Origin of the sequence: Streptomyces sp. NPDC012888 (assembly GCF_042900645.1) — a bacterium.
Taxonomy (GTDB): domain Bacteria; phylum Actinomycetota; class Actinomycetes; order Streptomycetales; family Streptomycetaceae; genus Streptomyces.
In genome coordinates this window covers 191,187-214,198 of sequence record NZ_JBIBBM010000009.1, presented here as the reverse complement: position 1 = coordinate 214,198, position 23,012 = coordinate 191,187, and the positions used below count along the sequence as shown (strand labels likewise).

Genomic DNA, 23,012 nt, shown 5'->3' with positions numbered 1-23,012 from the left:
ACTGTCAGGCCTGAGGGTATGCGGTGAGGATCCGGTAGCCGGCAGGAGCATCCGGATCCTTTTTGAGGATCACTTTCACTCCGTAGACCTCCTCGGCCGGTGTACCCCTCTTGAAGTTCTCGCGACTGAGGCTGAGGCCCGTGACGTCATCGAAGCGTTCGAGGGGCAACGCGAGCTTCTTGCCGCTGCCGTTCAACCACTCGGACACCGTCTTCTGGTTCCGCAGCAGGACGTCGTCGACGAAACGCTGGGCGGAGGACTCGTCCAGGAACCGTGAAGCGGCATCCATCCCGGGATTCGCCCGCAATCGGGCGCGCAGGTCTCGCGTGGTCATCTCGACGTGCCGGTCGAGGGTGTGGGAACCGTTCTTCCCCTCGTCGCCCTTCAGGTCGGCCCGGTGCTTGGGCTGCACCGCCCCCTTGCGCTTGGACCTCGGCCACGCGTTGTAGTCGCCCTGGCGGAGGAACACATGGGGGCCGACAGGAACCATGCCCCTCGGCAGGGCCAGAGGGGGCCCGGCGACGTGGAGGGGGATGCCCTGGAAGAGTTTCACGAAGCCGCCCGCGTCCGAGACGGCGCGCAGGGTCGACGCTCCGCCCCCGAGCAGCCCACCCGCGATTCCGCCGAACTTCGCCGCATCGTCGACCTGCGACAGGTCGAACCCGTCCTGAAGACCTGCGGCGATCTTCAGGGGCTGGGCGACGGCGAGTTCCACGGTGACGGATTCGATGCTGCCGAAGACCACTCCCGTGAGAGTGACGGCGGCGATGTTGGCCACCGTGGCCGAGACGGTGACACCGAGCCCCGCGGCGAGTTCGATGATCGCCGTGGCCGCGGCGGCGGAAGCCGCGGTGGAGAGGCCGAAGGTGAACACCGCGAGGCCGATTCCGGCCGCGATCGTCGCGGCCGCGATGCCTATCTGCGTCCAGAGCCTCTCGATGGCGTCGTCGACGACGTCGGCGAACTCCTCCAGGGCCGCCGCCATCTGCCGACTGCCGGCAGCGAGGTTGTCCAGCCAGCCCTTGCCACCGTCGGCGTGGTAGCGGCCCCAGAACACGGTGAACGCGTCAATCGCCTCGCCCGTGTTGTTCTTCATGAGCGTGCCGGCCGCACCGTTGGACGCACTGAGCACGTCGTCGACCGCGTCCGCGAAGGTACGCCAGTGTCCTGCCGCAGCCCGAAGACTGCCGGAGTTGGCGTCGGGCCACCACATCCCCATTTCGATGAGGACGTCCTTGACCTCGTCCTCGACGCTCACCGGGCGTTCTGTCCTCCGGCCGCTCCGTCACCGCCTTGAGGAGGGATCCTCGTGAACATCGATGCCACAAGTGCGTCGTTCTCTATGTGCCCGTCCGCCATGTCAGCCATCGCGACGTGGATGCTCGCCAGGCCCTCGACGAGGATGCCGGTCGACTTCTTGATCTTCTCCAGGGCCGGGGAGTAGACCGCGTCGAACTCCTCGCCCCGCTCGTCATCGCCCCAGGGCTTGCCGAGACCCTGCAGTGCCTTGTGGAGTTCGTCGGCCGCCTTGCGCAGTGCTTCGCTCTGCGCCGAGAAGGTCGGAGCCGAGGCCTTGAGATCCGCTGCCTTGATATCGAGGACCTTGTCGGTGCCGCCGCCCATTGCGGTTCCCCCTTGCGGTTGTCGATCTTCGAAGCCTATTTCAGCCCTCGATGTACGGGACAGCCGGGTTTGAGCCTCTTCGACACGACTTCGGGCGGGGCTAGTTGCGGACCTGGGTGAGCCAGTGGAGGGTGCGGCGGACTTCCGTGGGGAAGGGGTGGGCCGGGCCGTGGAGGCGTTCCGCGTCGAAGAGGAGCCGGGCCAGCGTCTCGTGCGCGGCCGGGCGGTCGCCCAGGGACAGCAGCAGGTGCGCGATGCGGCGGCGGACCTCCAGGGGGAGTTCCGGGTCCGGGTTGGCGTAGTGGTTCTCGAAGAGGGGCAGCAGCGAGCGGTACTCCGCCAGGGCGGCGGCCGGCTCGCCCAGCTGGTCCAGGCACTGGGCCGCGTCGTAGCGGAAGCGGAGCGACCGGGGGTCGCCGGGCGGGAGTTCGTCGGCGAGCCGGCGCAGTTCGGGCAGGGCGCGGCGGTACTGGCCGTCGTCCATCAGCGTGGCCGCGTACTGCTTGCGCAGGGAGCGGACGACGGGCGAGTTCTCCCCGTGCTGCGCGGCCGCGGCCGGCAGCAGGGAGCCGAGCATGTCCACGGCCTGGGTGAGCCGGCCCTGGTCGAGGAGGCGCTTGACCTCGTCCACGGAGGAGGCGATGTCCGGGCGCGGCGGGGACGCCGGCATCGGCGGGACCGCCGGTCCGGCCGTGGCGCGGTCCGGCCAGGGGGCCTGCGGGCGGAGGAACGGGCGGGTCGGGTCGAGCGGGCCGGCCGGCGTCCCGCGCGTGGGCAGGAGCGGGACGAGGCTCTCGTAGACCTCCTGCGCGGAGGCGGGGCGGTCCTGCGGGTCCTTGGCGAGGAGGTGCAGGAGCAGGGCCTCCAGCTGGGCGGGGATCTCCGGGCGCAGCTGGCGGACCGGCAGCGGCGGCTCGTACAGGTGCCGGTGGAGCACGCCGAGTGCGGTGGAGCCGGCGAACGGGACGCTGCCGCTGAGGAGTTCGTACAGCAGCACGCCGAGGGCGTAGAGGTCGGTGCGCGGGCCGACGGCCCCGCCCATGGCCTGCTCGGGCGCCATGTAGGCGGGGCTGCCGATGGGGGTGCCGGTGTTGGTGAGGCGGGTGGTGTCGGTGTCCATGACGGAGGCGACGCCGAGGTCGAGGACGAGGACGGTGCCGTCGGGGCGGACCATGACGTTCCGCGGCTTGAGGTCGCGGTGGACGATGGGCACGGCGTGCACGGCGGACAGCACCGAGCAGAGCTGCGCGGCGACGGACACCGCCCACGGCCACGGGTAGGGGTCGTGTTCGGCGAGGTGGTCGGCGAGGTCGGAGCCCTCGACGTACTGCATGACCAGGTAGAGGTCGTCGCCGTCGCTGCCGGCGTCGTGGACGGTGACCAGCCCGGGGTGGTCGACCTGGGCGGTGACCCGGCATTCGCGGACGAACCGGCGGCGCAGTTCCTCGGCGACGGTGCCGGGGCCGGCGACCTTGTCGGGGCGGAGCAGTTTGACGGCGACGCGGCGGTCGAGCCGCCGGTCGTACGCCGTCCAGACCTGGCCCATGCCGCCCTGGCCGAGGACGGTGGCGAGCTGGTACCGGTCCGCGATGACGCGTTCGGGTGCGGCCGCGGGCGCGGAGGTGGTGCTCAACGGTCCCGGTCCTGCCCTTCCTGCTTGCGCAGCAGCTCACTCAGCTCGTCGAGTTCGGCGCGGACCTGGCCGATCCGCTGGGCCGGCGGCGGGGTGTGGGCGGGCGGCTGGGTGTGGGCGGGCGGCTGGGCCGCCGCCTGGGGCGTTGCCTGCGGGGGCACGGCCGGGGTCTGCGGGGCCGCGGCCTGGTAGGGGTAGCCGGCGGGCTGCGGGTACCACGGGGCGGACGCGGAGGCCCGCAGGTCGGCGTAGTGCTGGATGTCGGCGTAGAGGTAGTACGCGACGACTCCGACGGCGAGGCCGAAGATGCCGACGGTGCCGGTGTTGCCCATCCAGGTGCTGGCGTCCTCCGTCGGGTCGGAGCCGATCAGCCACAGGAAGAACAGGCTCAGTACGAAACTGGCCACGCACAGCGCCCAGTCGCGGGCCCGCCGGGTGACGATCGCGAGCCGGATCATGGTGCCGAAGGCGAGCAGGCCGCAGGTGAGGACGGGCAGCAGGGAGAAGAGCACGCGCATGCCCGCCAGGTAGCCGTTGCTGGGCATCTGCTCCTGGTGGGGCGGCGGGTAGCCGGGGCCGTGCATCAATGCTCCTGACGGGCCGTACGGACGGAAGTTTTCGGTCTGAGCGTATAGGCGGACGGGGACGTCAGGTCAGGGGATGTACCCAACCGTTGCGGAGCCGTCTCACTCCGCGGAGACGGTGCCCTCGGTCAGGCCGTCGTAGAGGCCCTGGACGAGCTGCCCGCCGAGCCTTCCGGCCAGCGTCAGGGCGTCCTCGAACTCGGCGAGGGCGCGGAACCGGTCGCCGTGGCGGCGCTGCTCGGCGTGGGGCAGCCGGGGCAGCTGGAGGCGGCGCACGTCGAGCCGGGTCGCGGTGGACGCGTAGCTGCTGGCCTGCCGGGTGTTGGCCGTGCCGCGGAGGAATCCGGCCAGGAACCAGGGGTCGAGGGCGGCCGGGTCGGGGCGGAGCAGCTGGAGGTTGCGGCCGAGTACGGCGCCGGCGCTGCCGGGGCCGATGACGCGGGCGCGGGTGGTTCCGCCGAGGACGGGGACGACCACGTCGCCCTCCCGGGTGCGGACGGCGTCGTCGCCGGTGCCGGGGGCGAGTACGCCGGTGGGGCCGGTGCCGGCGCGGACGTCCTGTTCGGTGAGCACGGGCGGGGAGGGCGCCGCGGGCGTCGCGGCCGCCGCGGGGCGCGCGTCTGCTGCGGCGGTGCCGGTACGGAGCACCAGTGCGCCGGCGCGGGCGAGTTCGCCGACGGTGGTGAGGGGGAGGCGGACCGGGCCGGCGGCGGGGGCGGCGGGGGCCGGGGCCAGCCGGGCGGCGAGGTCGAGGGCGGCGTCGAGGCCCTCGCGCACGGCGGTCAGCCCGGCCGCGCCGCCGGCCGCGGCGGGGGCGGGCAGGTGCCGTGCGGGGGTGAGGTCGACGTCGTCGTCGAGGAGTTCGAGGACGGGCACGACCCGGGCGAGGCCGGGTACTTCCTCGGCGGCGCCGGTGCGCTCGTACGCGGTCCAGGTGTCGAGGACGGTGTCGTGCACGGCCTGCCAGGCGGAGCGGTCGCGGCCCTCGGGGGCGAGGGCGGCGGTGTCGAGGAGCAGCAGTCCGGGGACTGCGGCGGGGGTGGGCGCGGTGCCGGGCCTGCGCAGCACCCAGAGGTGGAGCGGGATGCCGTAGGGGGGTGCGGCTCCGGCGGGGAGGGCGACGACGGCCCGGAGGGCGCCGCGGCGCAGCAGGTCGGCGCGGATGCGGCGGCCGGAGCGGCGGGCGGCGGCGGCCGGCGGCATGAGGAGGACGGCGGTGCCGCCTTCGCGGAGGTGGGCGAGGGCGTGCTGGACCCAGGCGAGCTCGGACTCGGCGCGGGCGGGCAGGCCGTACTCCCAGCGGGGGTCGTAGGCCAGTTCGTCGTGGCCCCAGTTGCGTTCGTTGAACGGGGGGTGGCAGAGCACGGCGTCGGCGGCGAGGCCGGGAAAGCCGTCGGCGCGGAGGCTGTCGGCGGGGGCGGTGCGGACCTCGGCGTCGCCGTGCAGGGCGAGGCGGAGGGCGGTGAGTTCGGCGAGTTCGGGGCTGGCGTCCTGGCCGTGGAGGGCGGTGGCTCCGCGGACGGCCCGGAGCAGGGTGCCGGTGCCGCAGGCGGGGTCGAGGACGGTGCGGGCGGCGGGGCCGGCCAGGGCGGCCATCAGTTCGGCCGGGCCGGCGGGGGTGAGGGTGTACTGGCGGGGGTTGGCGTCCAGGTGGCGGCCGAGCAGGAACTCGAAGGCCTGGCGGGCGCCGAGTTCGGAGGCGAGTTCGGCGGCGGCGCGGGCCAGCGGCATGGTGGCGGGGTCCGGGCCGGAGGCGAGCACGGCGGCGGCCGCGGCGCCGATGCGGGCGGTGAGCACGTCGTGGGCCAGGGGGCCGAGCCGGTCGGCCATGCGGGCGTCGGAGACGGCGGCCAGGGCCAGCCAGTCGGTCGGCCGGTCGCGTACGACGAGCAGGGTGCGGCCGGCTTCGACGAGTCCGGCCACGGCTCCCCGGGGGTGGCCGGCGACCTGCTGCCAGACCCGTTCGCGCAGCGGTACCTCGGCGAGCTTGCCCTGGGCGCGGAGCCAGCGTTCGACCTGGGCGAGGGCGAAGGAGGGGCTGGTCTCGGTGCCGCCGACGGGCTTGGGGAAGTCGGGGTGGCGCCGGCGCCAGTTGCTGACGGCGGCGCGGCCGACGCCCGCCAGGCGCGCGATGCCGGCTGCGGTGACCTCGGCGGCCGCGCGGTCGGCGTGGGCGTCGTTCTCGTGGTCGTAGTCGTTCTGCGGCACTTGCTTCCCCCGGTGCACAGGCAAGGACGTGATCCGAGCATACACATCGTGAACCGATCCGACCGAGTTGACATGGTTGACTCGGTTCACAGGCTCTGCTCTGATTGCCCCCGTCGCCGGGCCGGCCGCTCGGCCGGAACGGCGAGCGGCCCACCCCGCCGCTCCTCCGGCTTTACGCCACCCCTACACTCACCCCGCACCGCTCGCCGGAATTACCCATTCCCCTTGGAGTCCCACGTGAGATCCACCGGCTCTGCCTCCGCCGCCGCCCTCGTCGCGGCGGCCCTGTTCACCCTCACGGCCTGCGGCGGTGCGTCCGGCGGAGGGGCGGAGTCCGGCGGCGGCGCCACCGCCGCCCCGGCGGCCGCCACCCCGAGCCCGAGCCCGAAGCACCGGTTCGACGGTCTGACCGGCGCGCAGATACTCCGGCAGTCGCTGACCGCCCAGCGGGCCGCCCGGTCCGTGACCGTCCAGGGCGAGATCGTGATGGACGGCAAGCCCATGTCCGTCAACCTGAGCATGGACAAGGGCGGCGACTGCACCGGCACCGTCGCCGGCCACGGCGAGGGCTCGGTCGAGCTCATCAAGAACGCCAAGTACCTCTACTTCAAGGCCGACGAGCAGTTCCTGCGGCACTCCATGAAGGACGAGTCCAAGGCCACCCGGAACGCGGCCGTCGAGCAGCTCGGCAACCGCTGGGTACGGACCAGGGCGTCCGGCCCCGAGGCCAGGGAGATGGCCGAGATCTGCGACCTGGACGAGGTGCTCACCGAGTTCGACGACACCCCGCCCGCCGTCATGGGCAAGGACACGCAGGTCGGCGGCGTCCCGGCCGTCATGCTCACGCACACCTCCGCCGAGGGCAACGAGACCTACTGGGTCGCCACCCAGGGCGAGCCCTACCTGCTCAAGACCACCGTCGTCGGCCAGGAGAACGGCAACCTCGCCTTCTCCCGGTTCAACGAGCCGGTCGTGGCCGAGGCGCCGAAGGCCTCCGACGTCTTCGACGCCGACGCCGCCTGACCGGCGACACCACGCGCCGGCCCGGGAAGCCGCCCCGCGAGGGGAGGGCGGGTTCCCGGGCCGGGGCGTCGTCATCCGTCGCACCCGGCGGGGTGCGTCAGCCGCCGCACTGGGCGAGCATCGCCGCCTTGTCCGGGGCCGTCACCGGCAGTTCGTACTTGAGCGCCACCTGGGCGAAGCGGACGGCGTAGGCGCAGCGGACGCCGCGGTGCGGCGGCAGCCAGGACGCCGGGCCGGAGTCGCCCTTGGCGGAGTTGGCCGGCCCGTCCACCGCCAGCAGGTTGAGGGTGTCGTTCGCGAGCCTGCGCCGCTTGGCCGCGTCCCAGCGGTCGGCGCCCAGCTGCCACGCGTAGGAGAGCGGGACGACGTGGTCTATCTGGACCTCCGCGGCCTTCTCCTTCTTCCAGGCGATGTCCTTGCCGGTGTACGGGTCGCGCAGGGTCATCGAGACCACCACGCAGTCGGAGCCGGCCCGGAAGCGGACCTGGCCGCCGTCGCGCCGCAGGACGTCGTTGCGGGTGTCGCAGCCGTTGCGGGCCATCGGCACCCCGTCGGCCGTGTCCGTCCAGGCCGGGCCGAACTCCTTCCGGTCGTAGCCGGTTCGGGGGCCGCGGCCGCGCGTGCCGAGCCGGTCGAGCAGCGCCCGCGCCGCCGCCCGGTCGGCGGCCGGGTCGATGGGCGCCAGCCCCGGGCGCACGCCTTCCGGGTTGGTGAGCGGACCCTGCACGGCTCCGTTCGGTCCACCGGTCCCGCCGCCCGCCGGGTCCGGGGCGGGGGTGCAGCCGGCGAGGGCGACGGCCGGGAGCAGCAGCAGGGCGGTGGGCACGGGGCGTGAGCGCATGGAGCCAGATCCTAAGCCGCCCCCGACGAGCGAACGGGTGAAAACCGGCGTACCGTCACATACGGGACACGGAAGGAGCCCTCGCATGGGGATTTTCGACAAGTTCAGGGACCAGGCCAAGACCAGGGGCAAGCAGATGTCCGATCGGGCCGAGCAAGAGGCCAACGAGCGGACCGGGAACAAGCACGCCGACAAGGTCGACCAGGCCCAGCAGCAGGCGGAACGCAGACTGGGCATCGACGAGGACCCGAACAAGTAGTCCGTGCGCGGGGACGGCGGCGGCCGGGGCGGAAGGCCCCGGCCGCCGCCGGTCCGTGCGTCACCGCGTCACCGCGTCACCGCGGCAACGCGTCAACGCACCACCGCGGCAACGCGTCACCGCGTCCGCGTCACGAGCCCAGGATCTGGGTGAGGAACTCCCCGGTCCAGGCGAGCAGTTCGCGGCCGACCAGCGGCTTGCCGCCGATCTTCCCGGTCTTCGGCCGGGGCACCAGCACCTGCGAGGTGGCCGGCTTGAGGACCGAACCCGGGTAGAGCCGCTTCAGCCGGAGCTCCTGCGACTCCCGCAACTCCACCGGCCCGAAGCGGATGTTGCCGCCCTGCAGGGTGATGTCCCCGACGCCGCAGGCCCGGGCCAGCATCCGCAGCCCGGCCACCAGCAGCAGGTTCTCCACCGGCTCCGGCAACTTGCCGTACCGGTCGGTGAGTTCCTCGCGGACCGCCCTGACGTCCTCCTCGGAGTTGGCGGCGGCGATGGCCCGGTACGCCTGGAGGCGCAGCCGCTCCCCCGGCGCGTAGTCGTGCGGGACGTGCGCGTCGACCGGCAGCTCGATCTTCACCTCCAGCGGCGGCTCCTCCTCCACCCCGCCGGACTCCAGCGACTTGCGGTAGTCGGCCACCGCCTCGCCGACCATCCGCACGTACAGGTCGAAGCCGACGCCCGCGATGTGGCCGGACTGCTCGCCGCCCAGCAGGTTGCCCGCGCCGCGGATCTCCAGGTCCTTCATGGCCACGTACATGCCCGCGCCCATCTCGGTGTGCTGGGCGATGGTGGCCAGGCGCTCGTGCGCGGTCTCCGTGAGCGGCTTCTCCGGCGGGTACAGGAAGTAGGCGTACCCGCGTTCCCGGCCGCGGCCGACCCGGCCGCGCAGCTGGTGCAGCTGGCTCAGGCCGAAGTTGTCGCCCCGCTCCACGATCAGGGTGTTGGCGTTGGAGATGTCGATGCCGGACTCCACGATCGTGGTGGAGACCAGCACGTCGAACTTCTTCTCCCAGAAGTCGACGACGACCTGCTCCAGCTGGCTCTCGCCCATCTGCCCGTGCGCGGTGGCGATCCGCGCCTCCGGCACGATCTCGCGGAGCTTGGCGGCCGCCCGGTCGATGGACTCGACCCGGTTGTGGATGTAGAAGACCTGGCCCTCGCGCAGCAGTTCGCGGCGGATGGCCGCGCCGATCTGCTTCTCCTCGTACGGGCCGACGAAGGTCAGCACCGGGTGGCGCTCCTCCGGCGGGGTGGTGATGGTGGACATCTCGCGGATGCCGGTGACCGCCATCTCCAGGGTGCGCGGGATCGGCGTCGCGGACATGGTCAGCACGTCGACGTTGGCGCGCAGCTTCTTCAGCTGCTCCTTGTGCTCGACGCCGAACCGCTGCTCCTCGTCGACGATGACCAGGCCGAGGTCCTTGAACTTGGTCTCCTGCGAGAACAGCCGGTGGGTGCCGATGACGACGTCGACCGACCCCTCCTTGAGGCCCTCCAGGGTGGCCTTGGCCTCGGTGTCCGTCTGGAACCTGGACAGCGCCCGCACGTTGACGGGGAACTGCGCGTACCGCTCGGAGAAGGTGCCGAAGTGCTGCTGGACGAGCAGGGTGGTCGGGACGAGGACGGCGACCTGCTTGCCGTCCTGCACCGCCTTGAAGGCCGCCCGGACCGCGATCTCGGTCTTGCCGTAGCCGACGTCGCCGCAGATCAGCCGGTCCATCGGGACCGACTTCTCCATGTCCTCCTTGACCTCGGCGATGGTGGTGAGCTGGTCGAGCGTCTCCGCGTACGGGAAGGCGTCCTCCAGCTCCCGCTGCCAGGGGGTGTCCGGGCCGAAGGTGTGGCCGGGGGCGGCCATCCGCGCGCTGTACAGCCTGATCAGGTCGGCGGCGATCTCCTTGACCGCCTTCTTCGCCCGCTGCTTGGTCTTGGTCCAGTCGGCGCCGCCCAGCCGGTGCAGGGTGGGGGCCTCTCCGCCGACGTACTTGGTGACCTGCTCCAGCTGGTCGGTGGGGATGTAGAGGCGGTCGCCGGGCTGGCCGCGCTTGGCGGGCGCGTACTCCACGAGCAGGTACTCGCGGGTGGCGCCCTGGACGGTGCGCTGCACCATCTCGATGTAGCGGCCCACGCCGTGCTGTTCGTGGACGATGTAGTCGCCCACCTCCAGGGTGAGCGGGTCGATCGTCTTGCGGCGCCGGGTGGGCATCCGCCCGAGGTCCTTGGTGGCGGTGCGCTGCCCGGTGAGGTCGGTCTCGGTCAGTACGGCGATCTTCAGGCCGGGGTGGACGAAGCCGTTGTCGAGTGAGCCGCAGGCCACGTGGACCAGCGCGGGCTCGATCCCGTCCAGGTCGGCCTCCAGGCGGGCCGGGATGCCCTCGCCGCCGAGCACCTCGACGGTGCGGGCGGCGGGGCCGTGGCCCTCGGTGACGAAGACCGTGCGCCAGCCGTCGGCCAGCCAGCCCTTGGTGTCGGCCAGGGCGCGGGCGGTGTCGCCGCGGTACGCCTCGGGGGCGTGCATGCCCAGGGTGAGGGTGTCGCCCCCGACCTCCTCGTCCACGGCGAAGGGCGAGACCGACCACCACATCATGCCGAGTTCGCGGGCCCGGTCCCGCACGTCGGCGATGCCCCAGAGGCTGGCGGCGCCGACGTCGATGGGCGCCTCGCCGCCGCCGGCGGTGGCGGCCCAGGAGGCCTGGAGGAACTCCTGGCTGGTGGCGACCAGGTCGGCGGCGCGGGTGCGGACCCGTTCCGGGTCGCAGACCACCGTCATGGCGCCGGCCGGGAGCACGTCCAGCAGCAGCTCCATGTCGTCGACCAGGACCGGCGCCAGGGACTCCATGCCCTCGACGGCGATCCCCTCGGCGATCTTGCCGAGGAGTTCTCCCAGCTCGGGGTGGCGTTCGGCGAGCTCGGCGGCGCGCGACCTGACGTCGTCGGTCAGCAGCAGCTCGCGGCAGGGCGGGGCCCACAGGCCGTGTTCGGCGATCTCCAGGGACCGCTGGTCGGCGACCTTGAAGAAGCGGATCTCCTCGACCTCGTCGCCCCAGAACTCGATGCGCAGGGGGTGTTCCTCGGTGGGCGGGAACACGTCGAGGATGCCGCCGCGGACGGCGAACTCGCCGCGCTTCTCCACCAGCTCGACCCGGGCGTACGCGGCGGCCGCGAGCGCTTCGGTGACCTCGCCGAGGTCGGCGCTCTGGCCCTGCCGCAGTGCCACCGGCACCAGGTCCCCGAGCCCCTTGACCTGCGGCTGGAGCACGGACCGGACCGGCGCGACGACGATGCTGACCGGGCCGGCCGCCGGGTCGTCCTTGCCGGGGTGGGTGAGCCTGCGGAGCACGGCCAGGCGCCGGCCCACGGTGTCGGAGCGGGGGGAGAGCCGCTCGTGCGGCAGGGTCTCCCAGGACGGGTAGTCCACGACCGCGTGCGCGAGCTCCGGCGGCATCAGCGACCGCAGGGCGGCGGCGAGGTCCTCGGCCTCCCGCCCGGTGGCGGTGACGGCGAGCACCGTGCGCTCCGTACGCCGGGCCAGCGCGGCGATCGCGAACGGCCGGGCGGCGGGCGGACCGACGAGGTCGACGTGCATCCGGTTACCGTCGGCGGCCGCCGTGACCGCCTCGCCGAGGGCTGGGTCCGCGGTGACGGCGTCGAGCAGTCCGTGCAGGCTCATGAGGAGGCTTTCCGTCCGTGGAGTCGTGGTTCGGGGCAACACGAGTGACCCGACACGTCTCACGGGCCGGGGGTTCCCAGATTACGCCCGCCCGTCGCCGCACCGCCGCCCCGGCGCCCCGGCACCCGGACGGGCCGGTGGCCCCGGTCCCTCCCCGAGGGGAACCGGGGCCACCGGCCCTGCCGCCGCCGCCCGCTACTCGCTGGCGATGGCGTTCAGGACGTTCATCCGGCCGGCCCGGAAGGCCGGGACCAGGGCGGCGAACAGGCCGACCAGCGCGGAGCCGGCGAACACCCCGAGGATCGTCGGCCAGGGGATCTCCAGCACCTTCATGCCCTCCAGGGCGAGCAGCTGCTGGGCGGTCGCCCCCCAGCCCATGCCGAGGCCCAGTCCGAGCAGGGCGCCGAAGAGGGCGATGACGACGGACTCCAGCCGGATCATGCGGCGCAGCTGGCGGCGGGAGAGGCCGATCGCGCGCATCAGGCCGATCTCGCGGGTCCGCTCGACCACCGAGAGGGCCAGGGTGTTCACCACGCCCAGGACCGCCACGATGATCGCGAGGGCGAGCAGGCCGTAGACCATGTTCAGCAGGGTGCCGACCTGGTCCTTGAGGGCCTGCTTGTAGTCGGTCTGGTTGCGCACCTTGTACTGCGGGTACTCGGCCATCGACGCCTTGAGCGCGGTGTACGCGGCTTCGGAGCGCCCCTCGTCGGCCTTGCCCAGCAGCATGAAGGGGCGCGGCATCAGTTCGGCGGGCAGGTTGGCCTCGGCGGTGGCGGTGCTGACGTACATCACGCCCTTGTCGAGGTTGCCCTCGTCGCTGGTGATGGCGGCGACCTTCAGCTTGACGGTCTTGCCGCCGGTGAAGGCGACGGTCATCTCGTCGCCGAGCTTGATGCCGTGCTCGTCGGCGTAGAGGGAGCCGACGGACATGCTGCCGGGCCGGTAGGCGTCCCGGTGGTCGCCGGCGACCATCTTGCGGCGGACGTCCTGGGCGTAGGTGGGGTCGGTGACGCTCAGGTCGGTCTCGGTGGTGGAGCCGTTCGGGGCGGTGAGCCTGGCCTTGACGCCCCGGTAGGCGGTGACGTGCGCGATGCCCTCGGTGCGGCGCATCACCTGCTCGGCCTGCGGCATGACCGGCTGGCCGTTCTCGGAGGCCACGATGTAGTCGGCGCCGACGGACCGGTCGAGCTCGTCAGTGGCGGAGGCGACCATGGAGGAGCCGACCACCGACAGGCAGGCGACCAGCGCCAGGCCGATCATCAGCGCGGCGGCGGTGGCTCCGGTGCGGCGCGGGTTGCGGAGCGCGTTCCGCTCGGCGAGCCGGCCGACCGGCCCGAAGGGGCGCAGGACGACGCCGGACAGGACGCGGACCACTCCGCCGGCGAGCAGCGGGCCGATGACGATGAAGCCGATCAGGCTGAGGACGATGCCCACGCCCAGCCACAGGGAGCCGGTGGCGGCCTTGTCGGCGCCGGCGGCGAGCAGCAGCCCGGCCGCGCCGGCGCCGGTCAGGAGCAGGCCGAGGACGGCACGGACGGCTCCGGCCTTGCGGTCGCCGGGCGTTCCGGCGTCGCGCAGGGCGGCCATCGGGGAGATCTTGCCGGCGCGGCGGGCCGGGACGTAGGCGGCGACGACGGTGACGACGATGCCGAGGACGAGACCGATGACGGGGGTGGTCCACAGGACGGTCAGGTCCTCGGTGGAGAGGTTCATGCCCATCTGGCCCATGAGCTTCATCAGCCCGACGGCCAGGCCGACGCCCGCGCCGATGCCGAGGACCGAACCGATGAGGCCGAGCAGGAACGCCTCGGTGAGCACGGAGCGGTTGATCTGGGAACGGTCGGAGCCGATGGCGCGCATCAGGCCGATCTCGCGGGTGCGCTGGGCGACCAGCATGGAGAAGGTGTTGAAGATCAGGAAGATGCCGACCAGGAAGGCGATGCCGGCGAAGCCGAGCATCACGTACTTCATGATGTCGAGGAAGGCGCCGACGTCCTTGCGGCCCTCGTCGGCGGCCTCGGCGGCGGTCTGCACCTTGTAGGTGCCCTCGCCGACGGCGGTGATGACGGAGCGCTTGAGCTGCTCGTGGGTCACGCCGTCCTTGGCGGTGACGCTGATGTTGGTGAACAGGCCCGGGGCGCCGAGCAGTTCGGCCTGCGCGGTGGCGGTGTCGAAGTAGACGACGGTGGCACCGGGGTTGGTGGCCTTGAAGGCGGCGATCCCGGAGACGCGGGCCCGGAAGTCTCCGTTGAAGGAGATGGTGCGCAGCTCGTCACCGAGCTTGATCTTGTGCTTCTTGGCGGTGTCGGCGTCGACCATCACGTCGGTGGGGCCGCGCGGTTCGTGGCCGGAGGCCACCTTCATCGACTTGAGCTCGTTGTCGTTCCAGCTGGCGGCGATGGTGGGCGCCCCGCTGGTCGGGCCGATGTTCTCGTTGCGGGCGTCGGTGACGGTGACGGACAGGGACACGACGTAGCCCTCGGCGGACCGGACGCCCTCGGCACCGGCCACCTTGCGGACGGCGTCGGCGGGCAGGGTGGCGGGCCGGCCGCGCTGCGGGGCGTCCCCGCCCTCCGCATCCTTGGCGCCGACGGTGACGTCGGCGGTGGTGCTGGCGAACAGCTTGTCGAAGGTGGTGTTCATGGTGTCGGTGAACACCAGCGTGCCGCAGACGAACGCGACGGAGAGCAGGACGGCGACGGCGGACAGCGCCATGCGCCCCTTGTGGGCGACGACGTTGCGCAGGGAGGTCTTCAGGACGGTCACGAGGTCCGCCCGCGCGCGTCGAAGTCCTTCATCCGGTCGAGCACCTGGTCGGCGGTCGGGCTGGTCATCTCGTCCACGATCCGGCCGTCGGCGAGGTACAGGACGCGGTCGGCGTAGCTGGCGGCCACCGGGTCGTGGGTGACCATCACGATGGTCTGGCCGAGCTCGTCCACGGAGCGGCGGAGGAAGCCGAGGACCTCGGCTCCGGCCCGGGAGTCCAGGTTCCCGGTGGGCTCGTCACCGAAGATGATCTCGGGACGGGCGGCCAGCGCCCGGGCAACGGCCACGCGCTGCTGCTGGCCGCCCGACAGCTGGGTGGGGCGGTGCTTCAGGCGCCCGGCCAGGCCGACCGTCTCGACGACCCGGTCCAGCCACGCGGCGTCGGGCTTGCGGCCGGCGATGTCCATGGGGAGGGTGATGTTCTCCAGCGCGTTGAGCGTGGGGAGCAGGTTGAAGGCCTGGAAGATGAAGCCGATCCGGTCGCGTCGCAGCTGGGTGAGCTTCTTGTCCTTCAGTCCGGTGATCTCGGTCTCGTCCAGGTAGATCTGACCGCCGGTCACCGTGTCCAGGCCGGCCAGGCAGTGCATCAGGGTGGACTTGCCGGAGCCCGAGGGTCCCATGATCGCGGTGAACCGGCCGCGGTGGATGTCCACGTCGACGTGGTCGAGGGCGACCACCCGGGTCTCCCCCGTGCCGTACGCCTTGACGACCTGCCGCGCTCGCGCCGCGACGGCCGTACGCCCTCCAGTACCCCCGTGCCTGGTTTCGGTCACAGCCGTTGTCACGCTCGTTCTCCTCGTTCGCGGTGTGTGTGGCGAGTCTGCGGCCCCGGGGCCTCCCGGCGCGCTGGTGCGGGTCGCCGTATGCGGCGGGGGGTTAACCCCACCCCCCGCCGCCCGCCGCCCCCGTATGGACCAGTTAAGGACCGGCCACCGCCTTCCTCGTCCTCCGCCGGGACGAAAGACCCCTGGACCCAAGTGAGGAGCTCCCCCTAGGGGTCCTCCCCCTCAGGGGGGAGGGGCGGTAGGGGATTCCGCCCGCCGGGAGCGGATGAGATGGTGTTCCGCACGATTGCGTGCACGGTGAAAGGACCTTCGTGGCAGCGGGTGGGACGACCGGGGACGGCCCCGGCGGCGGCGCGGGCTCCGGCGCGGGCCGGGGCCGCGAGTTGCCGGAGACCCCGCGGGCGGCGCCCCGTGCGGCGGCGGCCGGCGCCCTGCCGCCGGACGGCCGGCGCGGCGACGCGCTGCGAACCGGCGGGCGGGCGGACGGGCGGCCCGGACGGGCGGTGGTCGCCGCGCTGATGCTGGGCATGGCGCTCGTCGCCCTCGAAGGCACCATCGTCTCCACCGCCGTCCCCCAGATCGTCGGGGACCTCGGCGGCTTCTCCGTCTTCTCCTGGCTGTTCTCCGGCTACCTGCTGGCCGTCACCGTCACCCTTCCGGTGTACGGCAAGCTCGCCGACACCTTCGGCCGCAAACCCGTGCTGCTGGCCGGCACCACCCTGTTCCTGATCGGCTCGCTGCTCTGCGCCGGCGCCTGGGACATGGGGGCCCTGATCGCCTTCCGGGTCGTCCAGGGCCTGGGCGGCGGCGCCATCCAGGGCACCGTGCAGACGCTCGCCGCCGACCTCTATCCGCTCGAGGAGCGGCCCAGGATCCAGGCCCGCATGTCCACCGTGTGGGCGACCTCCTCCATCGCCGGACCCGCCCTCGGCGGGCTCCTCGCCGGCTACGCCGACTGGCGCCTGATCTTCCTGGTCAACCTGCCGGTCGGCGGACTGGCCCTCTGGCTGACCGCCCGCCACCTGGTCGAACCGTCCCGCTCGCCCGCCCCGCCCGGCCGCGGTACCGCGGCGGCCCGGCTGCGGAGCATCGACTGGGCCGGCGCGGCGGGCGTCTTCGCCTGCGGTGCGCTGCTGCTGTTCGCCCTGGTGCAGGGCGGGGTGGCCTGGCCCTGGCTGTCGGCGCCCTCGCTGGCGCTGCTGGCGGCGAGCGCCGTGCTCGCCGTACTCGTGGCGTACGTCGAGCGGCGCGCCGCCGAACCGATTCTGCCGGGGTGGGTGTGGCGCCGCCGCACCATCGCCTCCGTCAACCTGGCCATGGGCGCGCTGGGACTGCTGATGGTCGCGCCGATGGTCTTCCTGCCCACCTACGCGCAGTCCGCGCTGGGCCTCGGCCCGGTCGGCGCCGGCTTCGTGATGTCCGCGATGACCCTGAGCTGGCCGCTGTCCGCCGCGTTCAGCCAGCACGTCTACCGGCGCCTCGGGTTCCGCGACACCGCCGCCCTGGGCATGGCGCTGGCCGTGCTCTGCCTCGCCGCGTTCCCCCTGCTCCCCCACCCGGCCCGGCCCTGGCAGCCGGCCCTGCTGATGCTGGCCCTCGGCGCCGCCCTCGGCCTGTTCCAGCTGCCGCTGATCGTCGGGGTCCAGTCGACGGTGGGCTGGTCGGAACGGGGCGTCACCACGGCCTCCGTACTGTTCTGCCGGCAGGTCGGGCAGAGCGTGGGCGCCGCGCTGTTCGGGGCGGTCGCCAACGCCACGATCGCCGCCCGGCTGGCCGACGCGCCCGTGCCGGGGCTGCCGGGGCACCTCGACGAGGTCTCCCGGGCGCTGGAGGACCCGGCGTCGCTGCCCGCCGCCGCGGTGTCCTACCTGCGGGCGGCCGTCACCGCCGCGGTGGACCACGTCTACGCCGGCGCGGCCGTCGCGGCCGTCCTGGCGCTGACCGTGCTGCTGGTGGCAGCGCCGCGCCGCTTCCCGGTCCTGCCGGACCAGCGCGACGAGTAGCCGGGTACGGCCGTATCCCGCCGGGCGCGGCTTGGGCGGCTTGTCATGACCCCGGCCGCGCGGTACACCTGGCGCGGAGCACCTACCGGGGGGACCACATGCTTTCCGCCATCCTCGCGCTGCTGGCGCTGGCCGCGCTGGCCGGGCCGGTGGCCGTACGGCTGCGCAGGCGGCCCGCGACCGTCACCGGCCGCGACGGCCGGCTGTCCACCTCCACCACCCTCGCCCTGGCCTGGACGGTGGTGCTGGTGTGGCTGCTGCTGGTGGTCCTCGGCTACGGGGTGCTCAGCGGCGGCGGCCTCGCCTACTTCCAGGGCCCCGACGGCCCCCTGTCCGCCCTCACCACCGTCTACCTGCCCCTGCTCGGCGGCCCGTACGTCGCCCTGATCGCCGCCAAGGCGGTCGTCGGGACGCGGGTCCAGCACGGCACCCTGGCCAAGCCCGGCCCGGGCCCCGGTCCCGGGCCCGGCCCCGGCGCGGCTCCGGCGGGCGGCTCCCGCCCGGTCCGCGACCTGATCGCCAACGACAGCGGCCGCACGGACCTGGTCGACCTCCAGTACGTGGCGCTCAGCGGCGTGGCCATGGCCTACGTCGTGGTCCTCTTCCTGAGTGACGTCGGCGCGGGACTACCCCGGCTGCCCGGGGAGATCTGGGCGCTGACGGGGGCGCCGGCCGGCGCCTACCTGCTGAACAAGATGGCGGGCCGGGCCAACCCGGTCGTCACGGACGTCCGCCAGGACCGCGCCGGCGGCCCCGTCACGGTGACGGGGGGCGGTTTCCAGCCGACCTCGGCGGTGCTGTTCGACGAGGTGGAGGCGCCGGCGCGGTACGAGGGCGGCCGCCTGGTGGTGGACCACCTGCCGCCGGGGCCGGCGGGGCCCCGGCGGGTGGTGGTGACGACGACGAACCTCCGCAGCGACCCCCACGTCTTCACCCCGCCGGAGGCCGCGCCCCCCGCCCCGGCGGCGCCGGCCCCGTCGGTGACTCCGCCGGTGGACCTTCCGACGCCCGCGGCGGTGGTGGCTCCGACACCAGTCCCGGCGGTGGAGGCCCCGGCACCTGTCCCGGCGGTGGAGGCTCCGGCACCTGTCCCGGCGGTGGAGGCCCCGGCGCCGGTCCCGGCGGTGGAGGCCCCGACACCAGTCCCGGCGGTCGCCCCGGCGGAGGCACCCGTGCCGCTCCCGGTCGGCGCCTCAGCCGACGCCCCTGCCATCGCCCCGGAGCGGAAGGCGCCGAGCGCCGGCTGACGGTGCGGCCCTGGCTTCGTGCGGTAGCCCGGCATCTCCAGCCCCGCCGGCACCACCAGCCTCGCCGGCGATTGAGGCGCGGGGTGTGGGGCAGCGCCCCACGAGCCCGGGCGGAGCCCCCGCCGAGCCCGCTCAAACGCCGCTCGGGCTTGGGGCGCGCCCCCGGGGCCGGCGTGCAAAGCCGGGCCAGCCAGCCCCGCCGGCATCACCAGCCCCTCCGGCATCTCCAGCGTCGCCGGCATCTCCAGCCTCGCCGGCGATTGAGGCGCGGGGTGTGGGGCAGCGCCCCACGAGCCCGGGCGGAGCACCCGCCGAGCCCGCTCAAACGCCGCTCGGGCTTGGGGGCGCGCCCCCGGCCGGGGTGCGAAGCCGGGCCAGCCGGCCCCACCGGCACTTCCAGCCCCGCCGGCATCTCCAGCCCCGCCGGCATCTCCAGCCTCGCCGGCGATTGAGGCGCGGGGTGTGGGGCGGCGCCCCACGAGCCCGGGCGGAGTCCCCGCCGGACCCGCTCAAACGCCGCTCGGGCTTGGGGGCGCGCCCCGGCTGGGGTGCGAAGCCGACGCGCCGGCCCCGCCGGCACTCCAGCCCCGCCGGCGATTGAGGCGCGGGGTGTGGGGCAGCGCCCCACGAGCCCGGGCGGAACCCCGCCGGACCCGCTCAAACGCCGCCCAGGCTGCGGGGGTACCCCCGCACCGGGGTGCGGAGCCGGGTCGGCCGGCCCCGCCGGCGGTTGAGGGGCGGGGTCAGTTGGGTTCTTCCGCGGGGGCACGGCCCGTCAGGGCCGCCAGGCTGGAGCGGACGTGGTTCATGTGCGCCCGCATCTCGTCCTGCAACTCCGCGTGCTCCCGCAGGACCCGCTCCGTCTCCCGCCCGATCCGCTCCTCCCGCACCCGCGCCTCCGCGATCAGCCCCGCCGCCCGCGCCTCCGCGTCCTCCTGACCGTGCCGCGCCGACTCCTCCGCCTCCGCGTACGCCCGGCGCGCCTCCGCCAGCCGGGCCTGCGCGTACTCCTCCAGCTCGGCGTTCCGCGCCTCCGCCTCGGCCGTCCGGTGCGCCAGTTCGCGCTGTGCCGCCTCCCACCGCTCCGCCTGCTCCGCCTCGAGGTCGGCCAGCAGTCCCGCGCACCGCCGGTCCATCTCCGCCAGCGCCTCCCGCGCCTCCGCGCGCCACGTCCCGGCGTCGCCCCGCGCGGCCACGCGCAGCTCGTCCGCCTCCTGCTGGGCCCGGATGAGCCCCTGCCGGGCCCGGACCTCCGTCTGTTCGCGCACGGCCGCCGCGTCCTGCCGGGCCAGCGCGGACACCCGCTCCGCGTGCGCCTGCGCCGCGTCCATCGCGGCCGCCCCGTCGGCGTGCGCCTCCGCCCGCAGGGTCCGCGCCTCCTCCTCGGCCAGCGCCAGGATCCGCCGGGCCCGCTCGCTGAGGTCCTCGTACGTCTGCGGGGCGAGCTGCGCGACCACCTGACGGAGCCTCAGCGCCTCCGCCTCCATCTGCTTGGCCAGCAGGGTCAGCCGCGCCACCCGTTCCCACGCCTCGTCCCGCCCGGCCGACAGCCGGGCCAGGTAGCGGTCCACCTGCTCCACGCGGTAGCCGCGCCCCCGCACGATCGCGAAGCCCTGAGGCCGCGGTGACATCGGTGCACTCATCCTGAAAGCGCCTCTCTCCCGGTGGTCCCCCCAAGGATGCGCCATTTCCGGGCAGAAGCCCTCAATGGCCGGGCCGGGACCCCTCCTTATGGATCCCGTCCCGGCCATTCGGATCAGGTACGACCCGCCCGGCCGCCCCGCCGGCTCAGAGCAGGCCGTCCCACATCTGCTCCAGCAGCACCGACCACCAGCTCTCCGGCGATGCCAGCGCCGCGCTGTCCAGGCCGGCCAGGTTCACCTGGAAGTCGGCCGTCCAGCGCCCCGCCTGTTCCGGCGTCAGGTGCTGCCGCAGCCGCCACATGTGACCCAGCATCGCCAGCGACCGGACGAACTGCGGCAGGCTGGAGTTGACGAACTGCGGCGGCACCGGCTCGCCGCCGGGCCCGCCCTCCACCGGCACCGCCACGATGTGCGCGGTGCCGTACTGCACGCACAGCGCCTTCCCGAAGTCGCTGCCCACGACCAGGTACGAGCCCGCGTCCGACGCCGGCTGGACCTGCCGCTGCGCCGCCAGCTCCGCCAGCGTCGGCACCGGCTGGCCGGGCACCGCCTGCGCCCAGAAGAACGGCCCGAAGTCGACCGGCAGGCCCGCCCACATGAGGGTCTGCGCCACGATCTCGGGCACCCCCTGACGGGACACCGCGCGCTGGTCGAAGCGGAACACGCCCTGCGGCCCGAACGCGCCGAGGACCTCCTGCCCGATCGCCTCGATCGGGATGGCCGGCTGCAGCGGGACCTGCGGCAGCGGCGCACGGACCGGCGCCGGGCGGGCCGGACCGTCCGCGACCTGGTGCAGCTCGCCCTGGTGGGTGAGCAGGTGCCGCATGCCGGCCTGCCGGCCGGCGTGGTCCTTGCCGTACGGGGCCACGCTGGTGATCCGCACCTGCGGCCAGGTCTCGCGGATCATCCGGGCGCAGTAACCGCCGGGCAGCTCGCAGGACTCCAGCTCGGTGTGCAGCTCCAGCACCTGCTGCGGCGGCACGTTCATGGCGCGCAGCTCGTGCAGGATCTGCCACTCGGGGTGCGGGGTACCGGGCGCCGAGCGGCGGATCAGCTGCTGCTCGGAGCCGTCGGGCGCGCGGTAGCGCAGTACGGCCTGGTAGCCGGGGCCGACCGTGGGCACACCGCCGGGCACCGGCCCGGGCGCCGGGGCCTGCGGTACGGGACCGGCGTGCGGTGCGGGACCGGCGTGCGGCACGGGGCCGGGCGGCGCCGGGGGCCCGGGCGGGGCCGGCGGCCGGCCCACCGGCGGGGCGGCCAGCATGGTCGCGGCATGGTCGAGCCCGTCACCGGCGGAGCCCCCTCCGGGCACACCGGGCGGACCGGGCGGCGCGGGCGGCTGCCCCGCACCCGGAACACCGGGCGGACCCGGCGGCAGCGGCACACCCGGACCCGCCGGACCGGCGAGCATCGTCGGCGCGTGGTCGATCCCCGCACCCAGGGACCCACCACCGGGCACACCGGGCGGACCGGGGGGCGCGGGCGGCTGCCCCGCACCCGGAACACCGGGCGGACCCGGCGGCAGCGGCACACCCGGACCCGCCGGACCCGCGAGCATCGTCGGCGCGTGGTCGATCCCCGCACCCAGCGACCCACCACCGGGCACACCGGGCGGACCGGGGGGCGCGGGCGGAGCCGGCGGCTGGTGCCCGGCCCCTCCGCCGGCCGGACCGCCGGGCCCGCCGGGGCCGGGGTGCGCCAGCATGGTGGCGGCGTAATGCGGGTCGGGGCCGGACGCCGGGGCCTTGCCGGTCGGCGCTTCCGCGAGCTCCTCGGCGGTCGGACGACCGGACCCACCCGGCACACCGGACCCGCCGGACGCACCGGGCGTGCCCGGGCCGTCCAGCGCCCCGGGCAGGTCGAGGGCCGGCGCGACCGCGGTCCGCGGCAGCCGGCTGCCCCCGGGGATCAGCGCGGTGGCCGCCTCCGGGGCCACGCCCGAGGACGGCGCCGCGTCGTCCAGGTCGGACCCGGACAGCGGGGGCGCGAACACCGTCGCGGGCAGCGGCACGGACGCGTCGTCCGCCTGGGCGGTCACGTCCGTCCCGGCCCACGGCGTCGCGTCGGCCCGCACCCCGTCCGAGGCGGTCGGCTCGGGGTCCACCCCGCCCGGCCCGGGTGACGGCGACGCCGACGGCACCCCGGCGGGGGGCGTACCCGCGCCCGGCAGGTCCGCGCCGGGCAGGTCCGCGCCCGGCAGGTCCCGGCCCAGGGAACCGGAGCCCGGACCGGAGCCCGCACCCGCGCCCGCACCCGCGCCCGTATCCACATCCGTGCCCGCGCCCAGCGCCTCCGGCGCCTCCGGCGCGGGTACCGACGTGCCCGACCCCGGCGTACCCGACCCCGGCGTCGCCGACGCCTCCCGCAGCCACTCCGGCGGGCTCAGCATGAACGAGGTCTGCTCCGAGTCGATCCGCGGCGGCGGCACCGAGGCCTCGGCCCCCGCACCCCCCGCGGCCGCCCCGTACTCCTCCTCGTACCGGCGGATCACCTCACCCACCGGCAGCCCGGGCCACAGCGTGACCTCGCCGCTGTCCCGCGCGATCACCAGCCGCTGCCGGCCACCGCCCGATACCGGACCGGCCGGACGGTCCTCCGCCCACACCACGAAGCCCAGGCCGAACTCCCGCACCCGCACCTCCCGGTGCTGGTACGCGGGCACGTCCCCGTTGATCCACTCTTCGGCGCGCTCCTGCGCCTGCGCGAACGTCACCACGCCGC

At 74.3% G+C, this 23,012-nt stretch carries 15 protein-coding genes; 4 read left to right on the top strand and 11 right to left on the bottom strand.

Going from position 1 to position 23,012, the window contains the following annotated elements:
- Positions 1–4: 4 nt before the first annotated feature.
- The 5 genes from ACFY61_RS18245 to ACFY61_RS18225 all read right to left on the bottom strand — a co-directional run bounded on the left by ACFY61_RS18245 (position 5) and on the right by ACFY61_RS18225 (position 6,048).
- Positions 5–1,258 (bottom strand): RNase A-like domain-containing protein, encoded by a 1,254-nt coding sequence (locus ACFY61_RS18245; protein ID WP_389473122.1) that lies wholly within the window; start codon positions 1,256–1,258, stop codon positions 5–7.
- Positions 1,255–1,623 carry a hypothetical protein gene (locus tag ACFY61_RS18240; protein ID WP_389473121.1) on the bottom strand — a complete coding sequence of 123 codons (369 nt, stop codon included), beginning with the start codon at positions 1,621–1,623 and terminating at the stop codon, positions 1,255–1,257. Before ACFY61_RS18240 ends, ACFY61_RS18245 begins: the two co-directional genes overlap by 4 nt.
- A 100-nt stretch (positions 1,624–1,723) precedes the next feature.
- Entirely contained in the window at positions 1,724–3,256 is a 1,533-nt protein-coding gene (locus ACFY61_RS18235) for a protein kinase (RefSeq protein WP_389473119.1), read from the bottom strand.
- Positions 3,253–3,840 carry a hypothetical protein gene (locus tag ACFY61_RS18230; protein ID WP_389473118.1) on the bottom strand — a complete coding sequence of 196 codons (588 nt, stop codon included), beginning with the start codon at positions 3,838–3,840 and terminating at the stop codon, positions 3,253–3,255. The genes ACFY61_RS18235 and ACFY61_RS18230 overlap by 4 nt, the downstream gene beginning before the upstream one ends.
- A gap of 102 nt (positions 3,841–3,942) precedes the next feature.
- Positions 3,943–6,048, bottom strand: a complete 2,106-nt coding sequence (locus ACFY61_RS18225) for an N-6 DNA methylase (RefSeq protein ID WP_389473117.1) — start codon at positions 6,046–6,048, stop codon at positions 3,943–3,945.
- Positions 6,049–6,285: 237 nt separating this feature from the next.
- Between ACFY61_RS18225 and ACFY61_RS18220 the strand changes: the two genes are divergently transcribed.
- Positions 6,286–7,071, top strand: a complete 786-nt coding sequence (locus ACFY61_RS18220) for a hypothetical protein (protein ID WP_389473116.1) — start codon at positions 6,286–6,288, stop codon at positions 7,069–7,071.
- A gap of 97 nt (positions 7,072–7,168) precedes the next feature.
- On the opposite strand, the gene ACFY61_RS18215 is transcribed toward ACFY61_RS18220, so the two are convergent.
- Positions 7,169–7,912, bottom strand: a complete 744-nt coding sequence (locus ACFY61_RS18215) for an HNH endonuclease family protein (RefSeq protein ID WP_389473115.1) — start codon at positions 7,910–7,912, stop codon at positions 7,169–7,171.
- Positions 7,913–7,997: 85 nt separating this feature from the next.
- Here ACFY61_RS18215 and ACFY61_RS18210 point away from each other — a divergent pair, with 85 nt between their 5' ends.
- Complete coding sequence (locus ACFY61_RS18210) at positions 7,998–8,171, top strand: antitoxin (RefSeq protein ID WP_389473114.1); 174 nt, start codon at positions 7,998–8,000, stop codon at positions 8,169–8,171.
- A 130-nt stretch (positions 8,172–8,301) separates the two neighbouring features.
- Here the strand turns inward: ACFY61_RS18210 and mfd are convergent, their stop codons facing one another.
- The 3 genes from mfd to ACFY61_RS18195 form a co-directional block, all read right to left on the bottom strand.
- On the bottom strand, positions 8,302–11,844 hold the full coding sequence (gene mfd / locus ACFY61_RS18205) for a transcription-repair coupling factor (RefSeq protein WP_389473112.1): 3,543 nt from the start codon (positions 11,842–11,844) through the stop codon (positions 8,302–8,304).
- A 195-nt stretch (positions 11,845–12,039) separates the two neighbouring features.
- Positions 12,040–14,613, bottom strand: a complete 2,574-nt coding sequence (locus ACFY61_RS18200) for an ABC transporter permease (RefSeq protein WP_389473110.1) — start codon at positions 14,611–14,613, stop codon at positions 12,040–12,042.
- Positions 14,610–15,398, bottom strand: coding sequence for an ABC transporter ATP-binding protein (locus ACFY61_RS18195; protein WP_389473109.1), 789 nt, complete (start codon positions 15,396–15,398; stop codon positions 14,610–14,612). The genes ACFY61_RS18200 and ACFY61_RS18195 overlap by 4 nt, the downstream gene beginning before the upstream one ends.
- A 461-nt stretch (positions 15,399–15,859) precedes the next feature.
- Here ACFY61_RS18195 and ACFY61_RS18190 point away from each other — a divergent pair, with 461 nt between their 5' ends.
- Complete coding sequence (locus ACFY61_RS18190; RefSeq protein ID WP_389473247.1) at positions 15,860–17,401, top strand: MFS transporter; 1,542 nt, start codon at positions 15,860–15,862, stop codon at positions 17,399–17,401.
- Between the two features lie 98 nt (positions 17,402–17,499).
- Positions 17,500–18,648 carry a hypothetical protein gene (locus ACFY61_RS18185; protein WP_389473107.1) on the top strand — a complete coding sequence of 383 codons (1,149 nt, stop codon included), beginning with the start codon at positions 17,500–17,502 and terminating at the stop codon, positions 18,646–18,648.
- 743 nt (positions 18,649–19,391) lie between these two features.
- Here the strand turns inward: ACFY61_RS18185 and ACFY61_RS18180 are convergent.
- Both ACFY61_RS18180 and ACFY61_RS18175 read right to left on the bottom strand, forming a co-directional pair.
- Complete coding sequence (locus ACFY61_RS18180; protein ID WP_389473105.1) at positions 19,392–20,279, bottom strand: cellulose-binding protein; 888 nt, start codon at positions 20,277–20,279, stop codon at positions 19,392–19,394.
- 157 nt (positions 20,280–20,436) lie between these two features.
- A complete protein-coding gene (locus ACFY61_RS18175; protein WP_389473103.1) occupies positions 20,437–23,007 on the bottom strand; it encodes an SUKH-4 family immunity protein in 2,571 nt (856 codons plus the stop codon).
- Positions 23,008–23,012 lie beyond the last annotated feature (5 nt).